At 36.9% G+C, this 7,291-nt stretch carries 8 protein-coding genes and 1 pseudogene; all 9 read left to right on the top strand.

What is annotated here, in order from left to right; genetic code table 11:
• Window positions 1–171 precede the first annotated feature (171 nt).
• Window positions 172–297, top strand: a pseudogene (locus A7456_RS11955) (hypothetical protein); the annotation flags it as partial.
• A gap of 36 nt (window positions 298–333) precedes the next feature.
• Window positions 334–1,128 carry a DNA/RNA non-specific endonuclease gene (locus A7456_RS10415; RefSeq protein ID WP_197940326.1) on the top strand — a complete coding sequence of 265 codons (795 nt, stop codon included), beginning with the start codon at window positions 334–336 and terminating at the stop codon, window positions 1,126–1,128.
• Window position 1,129: 1 nt separating this feature from the next.
• Window positions 1,130–1,585: an immunity protein YezG family protein gene (locus A7456_RS11630; protein ID WP_064620794.1), complete on the top strand. Its 456-nt coding sequence runs from the start codon at window positions 1,130–1,132 to the stop codon at window positions 1,583–1,585.
• Complete coding sequence (locus A7456_RS10425) at window positions 1,586–1,807, top strand: hypothetical protein (protein ID WP_064620791.1); 222 nt, start codon at window positions 1,586–1,588, stop codon at window positions 1,805–1,807.
• 187 nt (window positions 1,808–1,994) lie between these two features.
• Window positions 1,995–2,810 carry a hypothetical protein gene (locus A7456_RS10430; RefSeq protein ID WP_197940284.1) on the top strand — a complete coding sequence of 272 codons (816 nt, stop codon included), beginning with the start codon at window positions 1,995–1,997 and terminating at the stop codon, window positions 2,808–2,810.
• Complete coding sequence (locus A7456_RS10435; RefSeq protein ID WP_067010428.1) at window positions 2,807–3,259, top strand: hypothetical protein; 453 nt, start codon at window positions 2,807–2,809, stop codon at window positions 3,257–3,259. Before A7456_RS10430 ends, A7456_RS10435 begins: the two co-directional genes overlap by 4 nt.
• Window positions 3,260–3,317: 58 nt before the next feature.
• On the top strand, window positions 3,318–4,352 hold the full coding sequence (locus tag A7456_RS11045; protein WP_082995577.1) for a VENN motif pre-toxin domain-containing protein: 1,035 nt from the start codon (window positions 3,318–3,320) through the stop codon (window positions 4,350–4,352).
• Window positions 4,353–4,854: 502 nt separating this feature from the next.
• Complete coding sequence (locus A7456_RS11795) at window positions 4,855–6,393, top strand: hypothetical protein (protein ID WP_228141041.1); 1,539 nt, start codon at window positions 4,855–4,857, stop codon at window positions 6,391–6,393.
• Entirely contained in the window at window positions 6,393–6,854 is a 462-nt protein-coding gene (locus tag A7456_RS10455) for a hypothetical protein (RefSeq protein WP_082995578.1), read from the top strand. Before A7456_RS11795 ends, A7456_RS10455 begins: the two co-directional genes overlap by 1 nt.
• Window positions 6,855–7,291: the final 437 nt, after the last annotated feature.

Raw genomic sequence — 7,291 nt, forward strand, 5'->3', positions numbered from 1 at the left:
TTAGGAATTTTTGTATCATTCTTGCTATTTGTGGTTTTTTATATATTTTATTTTATATATTTGCTATAATTGGACTAATACATAGCAATTTATAAAACGAAATAGTGGCAATGGACCAGAAGAGCAAAGTCTGCAACTTACCTATATGGTACCAAAGACCCAAGCGAACTTAACCAAGAACAAAAAGATACCATCGTCAGCATTCTAAACCTAGCCACTGTTGCAACCGCATATACCACAACGGGCGGTAATGTCACCGATACGGTGAATGCAGTTGAGGTTGGGAAAGTGGGGGTGGAGAACAACCAAATTGAAGAAATCCGTTTGGAAATTATGCGAGAGCATGAACTGCGTAGTAATGATCCTGAATGGGATAAAGCCTTTAGAGAAGCTGAGTGGAAACAGCTAGTTATTTTAAATGAAGCTGCCAAATTCGTTATCTCACCTTATGGTGCTGGCGTAGATTATTACAATGCTGAAAATTTAAGTGAAAAAGCTTTAGCAATCGCCTCTGCGATTCCTGCTGAACGAGCTGCAACAAAAGGCTATGGTTTAGCAAAGAAACTGTTTGAAGAGGCTGCAGCTCTATATAAATCGAACAAACTGACTTCAGCGGGCAAAAAAGTTGAACAGGCAGTTGTTGAACTACAGCGAGGACGAACAAACCAATGGAGTCAGTTAGCCAATAAGCCGCAAGCAAATAGTATTTATCGTTTTGACAATGGTTTTCAATATACAACAGATGCACAAAAACGAGTCAAAGAAGTAAGTGCTGACCTAAGAATAGATCCCTGGAATAGAAACGCCTACCAACAGCGTATTGCAGGTGGTTCATGTCGTCAAGAAAGTGATTGTGGCGGACATTTAATTGCCTCGATATTCGGTGGTCCTGGTGAGGCTATTAATTTAGTGCCTATGGATGCTAAATTAAATGGCGCTGGTGGAGAGTGGTATAAACTGGAGCAGCAATGGAAAAAGACATTGCAAGCAGGAGGAAAAGTACAAGTTAAAATTCAACCTATATATTCAGGAAATAGTAAGCGACCTGAGAGTTTTGTTATTAATCAAGTTATTAATGATGTAAAACTTGATAGTCAAACTTTAAAAAACACATCAACAGGAAATTAATATGCTAACAGAAGATCAAATTATCTATCAAAAAATTGGTGAATTACTATGGTCTATTATGCCATTTGAAGCAATAAAAATAGTTTTTTCGGCTCAGCTTTACAAAAATAAAACTCAAGCTGGTTCTCGTTGGTTTGATAAAAACAATATAAAGTATAGCTTTTACCAAGGGTGGGATAACCCTGTTCAACATATTGACAATGAAATTATTGATTTATTATTAAATCTACAAAAACTCCCCCTATTTCATAAAGATCCCTGGACTCAATGTCAAGTAACGCTTGATGAAAAAGGTGGGTTTAAAATTAAATTTGCTTACATTCCTGAAGAAGACTCTTGGAATGGTTTATATATGCGTGGAATCAGTAACTTAACCGAATCTGAACTTGATGATCCATATTATATCCCCAAAGAAATATGGCAAGAGCGAGTGAGATTAAAAAAACAAACATCATAGATGCTAGAGATTGAATTACAAAGAGAGGTTAGCTTTGCTTTTGGACAAAATGCACCGCAGGCAGTGGCTGAGATATCAAGCCATGCCATCACCAAGATAAGCAACAATCCTAATCTTACCGCTGATGAAAAACTAGCAGAAGCCAAAAAAGTGGGCAGAAGGTGGAGTTTATCGTGTAGCCCTACGCAGTGCAACCGCTGCCCTAGCGACAGGCACTGTTGAGGGTGCAGCATCAGCAGGTGGGACAGCCTACGCCATCCCAAAGATTGATGAGTATCTAAAAGAGCAAGGTTTTGACAAAGAAGTCAGAGATACTGCCCTACTTGCCCTATCAGCAGGCATTGGTGCAACCGTTGGTGGTGATACAGCAAGTACTGCTAACAATGTGGGGCAGGTTGAGTGGAATTATTTGAGTCATGTATCCTTAGAAAAAGTTAGAAAGGGGCAGTTAACTATTGAAGAAGCCGAACAACTCAGCCAGCGTTTAGATAAAGAAGCTGAGCAATTATGCTCAAATAATCCAACCAGTGACGCGTGTCGTACAGCCATATCAAGTCAAATTCAATACATTGCAATGCAAGAAGCTTGGTCGGTAATGAAAAGTGATGTTTCACGAACTTCTAAACAAACTTTTAATTATTTATATAATACTCCTAATGCCAATACAAGATTTGTTAATTATTTTAATACTATTGATAATAGAGCAAATTTCTTTGCTGCAAGTAATCAGTACGAAAAAAATTTAGGTGTGGGTGCTAGATGGTTTGGTGGAGCTGATAAAGTGTCTCGTGCAAAATTCACAGGCTTGGGGGCTGATGGTAATCTTTCCTATGTAACATTTGGTATGGGTAGTGTTTTTTCTGGCAATCCAAAACATATTTATGATTGGCGAAAAGAAGCTGGCGACGCCTTGATGAAAGGAGGATTTAATAATTTTAAGCATTTGTATAATAATCGTCCAAATGCCATGCAATGGGATATTAAACAATTGCGTGATGAGCAAGTATTATTACAACCGATTCATGAAAAGTATTTATCTGACAAAGATAAATTTAGAGGATTTTCAAGCTGGATGACGGATAGTGAAAATCGTAAATACACAGGAAAATTTATTGAAGAAGAGCAAACACAACCTGGTGGAATAGATATACTGGACAAAAGTTCAAGAATTAGATATGGTTGTAAACTTCTAGGATATACCGAGCAACAGGGGTGCAAGCCATGAGAACAGAGGCTTTATTTTTTAAAACATTGTTTTTTGTTTTTTTATCATTTTATATTGCGTCTTATATTATTTTTTTGATGTTCGCAATGTTTGCAGAATACACAGGGTATAGAACTACTGATAATTTTATTGAATCAGGTAAAATAGTGGTATTTTTACCATTTTTACTTGGGTTAGTTGCTATCATATTTTTTTCGCCAGTCTTGCTTCTTGTGTCTTTTATTCAATGGGGAATAAGAAATAAATGGTTAAAAAATTTGATTTCATTTTTATTGATAATCATTTATGGTTTTCTGATTTTTAAAGCCCCTAGTTTTCGTTTCTACAATACAAATTTACCTGATATTATAGATGAAACACTGTCTTATCTTTCGATATCAATACCATCAACATTGCTTTTTATGGCTCTGTTGTCCTATTTAACTCAGTACAAGAAAAACAGAACTTGAAACCAAAGCCAAGCAAATAGATGACAACCTAAGACTCTTCGATGGCATCACATCAGCCTTGTACGCCCCCAACTCAAATGGTATCATAGGCGATACAGTAAGAGCAGTAAGCCCACAGCTTGCCTATCGTATCGGTCAAGAGTTTAAACGTAAAGACCAAGAAGGTTCAGCACAGCACCTTTTAGCTCATGCCATACTAGGTGCTGCGGTAAGCTACGCCACAGGCAACAACATCACAACTGGTGCTCTATCAGGTGCAACCAGTGAAGCGGTCGCTCCTGCCTTATCAGACTTCTTATTTAATACCAAAGACCCAAAAGAGCTTACCCAAGAACAAAAAGATACCATCACCAGTATCATTACCCTAGGCACAGCCAGCATTGCTTATGGGGCAATGGGTGATGTCAGTGTTGCGGTGAGTGCTTCTGAGGTTGGGAAGGGGGCGGTGGAGAATAATGCTACTTTTATTGACAAAAAGAATGAAGTTAAAAAAGTTATTTTAAATGGGGATAAAGGAATATATAAGTGTAATTTTCAAAATGATAAATGTATTGACAACCCAATAAAAATTGGAGAAACAATGTTTGAGGATGCATTTATTAGCCCCGATACAGGCAATCCTGTTGGCAGAGTCTATATTGGAGAGAGTATAGATGAATACATCTATAGATTGAATGACAAGGCTTGGTCGGCTGGATTTTATGCTGAAGAGCTTTATGCCTACAACAGTCTGCCAGGAAACATATACGATATTAAGTCAAGTTATCCAAATCATGAAGGCAAATCTTATCATGGATTTCTATTTGATGGAAAGTATATTACACTAAGAGAAGGTGGAAATATATTAGCTGGCATGAATGCAGCAACATTGGGTATACCTTATGAGGAATTTCAAAAAGCTAGCGGTGCTTTGCATGCTGGTGGCAAATTAGGTCTTATCCGACATAAAACAACTGGTTACACTTATGGTACATATCCTAGGTATGGAGAAATTGATTATCAATATCTAAGAAGTAAATATGGTTATAGTTTAGGCTTAAAAAGAATAGAATGCAATCTAAATAATACAAACTCTTTAGAATGCAAAAAATAAACAGTTAGAGGATTTTTAATAAAATGACTATTTGTAGATATATATTTGGAATTTTTATTATATTACTTATTTTTATATTAATATTTGCGTTTCTATTATACTTATTTCTAGCAAAAGAAACAGCTTATTATTACTGTGATGAAATTTGCATAACAATAATACAACACCATCAAGGTAGGGATACTTTTTTTAGAGTTTATGATGGTATTATAATTAGTAGGAATGCATATTTAATTGTTCCTTATGCTGAATACCCTCTTGAAACATACATATATATAAAAAGAAAGAAAAATAATGGAAAGATAATTGTGGAAAATTTTACCGAACCAGTGAAATATAAAGGGGTTTTAAATAATGTGGATTTTCATGTATCATCTTATGATAGTAATGAAATTAAATATAGGGATCTAAGGTATTCATATTTAATTTTTTAGTTAAGTTAAAGGTATGCGTGTAATTGCTTGCACAAAAAAATAGGATGAAAATTCACGATACCAATACATTGCCACTAACCGGACAATCAGGCTTAGGCTATGGTAAAATAGACCCAGCTCATAAAACCAGTACCACCCACACTGCCATCACTGACCAAGCAGGGCTTAGCCATATCAACACAAAGAACTTCAAACAAAAAGAAGTTCAAAACCAGCTTAACCCAATCATCACCAATGACTTTAACAAAGAGCAAGTGTTAACAGAGCTTGGGGCTCAGGTGGTGATTACCACAGAGTTTGGCAAAGAAGCACCAAAGGCAGTGGCGGAGTTTAGCCAGTATCAACAAGATGCTATCCTATCGCAGTTACAAAATATCGAACATTTGGGCGATGAACAGATCAATGACATCCTAAGTGAAGCAGCCAAATGGAGTGAAGGTGGGGTTTATCGCACCGCACTACATACAGCAATGGGACTGCTTGCAACGGGGACGGTGGAGGGTGGACTATCAGCAGGCACAACCGCTTACACCATCCCAAAGATTGATGAGTATCTAAAAGAACAAGGTTTTGACAAAGAAGTCAGAGATACTGCCCTACTTGCTCTATCAGCAGGCATTGGTGCAACCGTTGGTGGTGATACTGCAAGTACTGCTAACAATGTGGGGCAGGTGCAGTGGAATTATTTGAGTCATGAGTCTGCATTAAAAAGCAGTAAGTTAAACGCCAGACAAAGAAGGCATATTCAAGCCTTAAAAGATGCTGGTGCAGTTTCTTATGAAGCAATAGAAAGAAAATATGATGCTTGCAAAGATGATGCTTGTAGAGAGCAGGTTAAAAAAGAATGGCAACGAGAATCAGATAGAACTCGACAAATAGAGCTTGATTTAGTAAAACAAGGTGTTTTGACTTGGGAGGATTTTGACCAATTTACAGGTGGTTTCATAGGTGTTGATACTCCGCATCTGGCAGCCATACAAAACAAACGACACACATTGGCTGCAATGGAGATATCGAGCTGGACACAGCCTGATGCAACCGCAAGAAATGAAGCTCTTAGAAGAGATGGCGGAGTAACACCTGGAAGCACTGAAGATTTACTAATGCAAGCTGGTGCTGGGACGGTTGGTGCGGCGGTGGCTGGGCGCAATGCAAGGAATGCGACGCCCACATTGTCTATAGGTTCTACCAACCCGAAAACAGGACATAGAATTTTGGGTGTTCATACAATTGAAAGGGGTGGTGCAGGCGACTATATTGTAGAAGGCACCAAATCTTCAACTAAAGGAACATTGATATCAGTTAGTAGACAGTATTATGAAAATCCTGGTCACCATGATCCAAGTGGCAGGGGTTTGCTTGGATATAATAGAACAAAGTCTGTTATTCCACCTAATCATCTTGAGCTTTGGCAAAGAAGTATTATGACGCCTGATGGTAATAGATGGGCTGTTGAGCGAAAAAATAATCAGACCATTTATCACAGATTTCAAAATGATGGTAATGGCAATTTCCACTGGAATGGATTAACCAATGGTGTGACGCAATCTGGTCAAAGCAGAGCAATTGATATTAATCATGTTCCATCTTCAATTAGAGGTAATTAATGAATCATGTGATTAAAGATTGTGCTATATCTTTTGAAATTGGCAGATATGAATCATCCTTATTTTTACCTATTGCCATAAGTTTTGGAAATCTTAGAATCGGAACACTAGATTCTCCAAACTATATACCTTCATTTCTACATGATATTAAAAGATTAATTCATGATGATTATTATTTTTGTAATGATATAAATAATGATAATTTTATGAGTTTTTTTAAAACGAATGACGGTAAAATAATAGACAATTATTATTTTACTCTAGAAGAAACATTTGATGATTTTACAAAAAGATCTATAAGAAATAAAGTTGATATATTTTTTTATTTTTACTTAAACAAAAAACCATTTTTTTGCTATGATGATTTGAGTCCAGAGTCAGAAATATACATACAAGTACCAATGAAAGAGTTTGTCAATAAAGTAAATAATTTAGAGAGGCTGCTACTACAAAACCAATAGCTCATCAGCTCAATTTTATACTAAAAAAATCAAAAAATTCAATAAACTATAAAAATTTTGGGTTCGGCTAACACCACCTAAAATATACAAAACCACCTAGATTATGACGGCAAAGCAGGCAGTATCGGCGTCGCTATCAGTGGCAGTGGTATCTCGCCAACAGCCTTAGGATATGGTATAATAACCCCAACTCATAAAACCAGTACCACCCACACTGCCATCACTGACCAAGCAGGGCTTAGCCATATCAACACAAAGAATTTCAAACAAGAAGAAGTTCAAAACCAGCTTAACCCAATCCTCACCAATGACTTTAACCAAGCACAAGCACTTAAAGAGTTAAATGCTCAGGTGGTGATTACCACAGAGTTTAGTAAAGAAGCACCAAAGGCAGTGGCAAAGTTTGCTGACAAGCAAGCTTTTAAACTCATTCAAAA

This window comes from Moraxella nonliquefaciens (assembly GCF_001679005.1).
Lineage (GTDB): Bacteria > Pseudomonadota > Gammaproteobacteria > Pseudomonadales > Moraxellaceae > Moraxella > Moraxella nonliquefaciens.

Coding starts and splice junctions, on each gene's coding strand:
- A7456_RS10425 (WP_064620791.1), top strand. CDS start 1,586: ATGCTAGAGATTGAATTACAAAGAGAGGTTAGCTTTGCTTTTGGACAA.
- A7456_RS10415 (WP_197940326.1), top strand. CDS start 334: ATGCGAGAGCATGAACTGCGTAGTAATGATCCTGAATGGGATAAAGCC.
- A7456_RS10455 (WP_082995578.1), top strand. CDS start 6,393: ATGAATCATGTGATTAAAGATTGTGCTATATCTTTTGAAATTGGCAGA.
- A7456_RS11630 (WP_064620794.1), top strand. CDS start 1,130: ATGCTAACAGAAGATCAAATTATCTATCAAAAAATTGGTGAATTACTA.
- A7456_RS10435 (WP_067010428.1), top strand. CDS start 2,807: ATGAGAACAGAGGCTTTATTTTTTAAAACATTGTTTTTTGTTTTTTTA.